Origin of the sequence: Streptomyces sp. NPDC051172, assembly GCF_040682555.1 — a bacterium.
Lineage (GTDB): Bacteria > Actinomycetota > Actinomycetes > Streptomycetales > Streptomycetaceae > Streptomyces.
In genome coordinates this window covers 1-1,122 of record NZ_JBFBBE010000435.1, presented here as the reverse complement: position 1 = coordinate 1,122, position 1,122 = coordinate 1, and the positions used below count along the sequence as shown (strand labels likewise).

Annotated in this window: 1 protein-coding gene; it reads right to left on the bottom strand. The window is 71.7% G+C overall.

The window, feature by feature from the left end; translation table 11 throughout:
• Positions 1-66 precede the first annotated feature (66 nt).
• Positions 67-840: a helix-turn-helix domain-containing protein gene (locus AB0N07_RS51735; RefSeq protein ID WP_365848040.1), complete on the bottom strand. Its 774-nt coding sequence runs from the start codon at positions 838-840 to the stop codon at positions 67-69.
• Positions 841-1,122 lie beyond the last annotated feature (282 nt).

Genomic DNA, 1,122 nt, shown 5'->3' with positions numbered 1-1,122 from the left:
CCGCGGCCGCGGCGTCGACCTCCTGACCGGCGCCCTGGATGCGCACCAGGTCCTCGCCGTCCACGGTTACTGTAAGTCCTCGTAGTCCCGCGGCTCGCCGTGGCCCAGGACGGCGGCGGCGAGGGCCTGGAGCACCACGGTGCGGCGGTCGTGGTCCGAGGAGCGGGAGCCGCTGATGTGGATGCGCCCGTGCTTGAGGTCCGTGACGGAGCGCGTGGAGTGCGGCAGATCCGGGACGAAGCGCAGCGTGAAGCCGAGGTGCTCGGCCAGCTCCGAGACCGCGTGCAGGCCCAGCGGCCCGCCCGTGTGGCCGATCGCGTCGAGCAGCCGATGCGCCTCGGCCTCGAGGTCGGGGTAGTGGTTGTCCACCGCGCGCATCTGGGCGCGCAGCTGGGCGTTGGCGCGGCGCGCCTCCTCGGGGGTGGCGGCCTGCTCCTCCAGGCGACGGCGCAGCTCGGCCTCCAGCCCCGCGATCACCTCGAGGACCTCGGTGGGGGTGCGGGGCCCGATGCGCAGCGGCGGCAGGCCGAGGGAGGCGTAGTGCTCCGAGCGCGCGAACCGTTCGACCTCGATCTCCAGTTCGGCCCGACGGGTGGGGGCCCGGCCGGTGAGCAGGTCCTCGACCGGCACGCCCAGGACCTCCGCGATCCGCTGGACCAGCGAGAGTCGCGGCTCGCGGCGGGCGTTCTCCACGAGGGACAGGTGCGAACCGCTCACGCCCGTGCGCTCCGCGAGCTGGTCCAGGGTGAGTCCGGCCTGCTTGCGCAGGTGCCGGACGCGGCGGCCCAGTGCGACGGCGTCCACGGTCGCGCTGTCCTCGGGAAGCGGGCGGGTCATCATGCGCGGAACTGTAGACGGATCCGGGGCCGCAGAACACGTGTGACGGAAAGAACGCCACATTCTTGACAAGCGGGGGGCCGTTGTCGTGACCCAAGCCACACCGGGGCATAAGGACCGTCACGTTCTGACCCAGTGGCAGGAACGGCCGGAGTTTCCACCGATTCTGTGCTCCCGAGGGCCTTGCCCGGGGCCAAGGTGGATGTCAACGGCAGCGACGGACACGTCTCACCGAACCCTTCACGAACCGGACCGATCCTCAGGAGGACGTCATGACCACCCAGC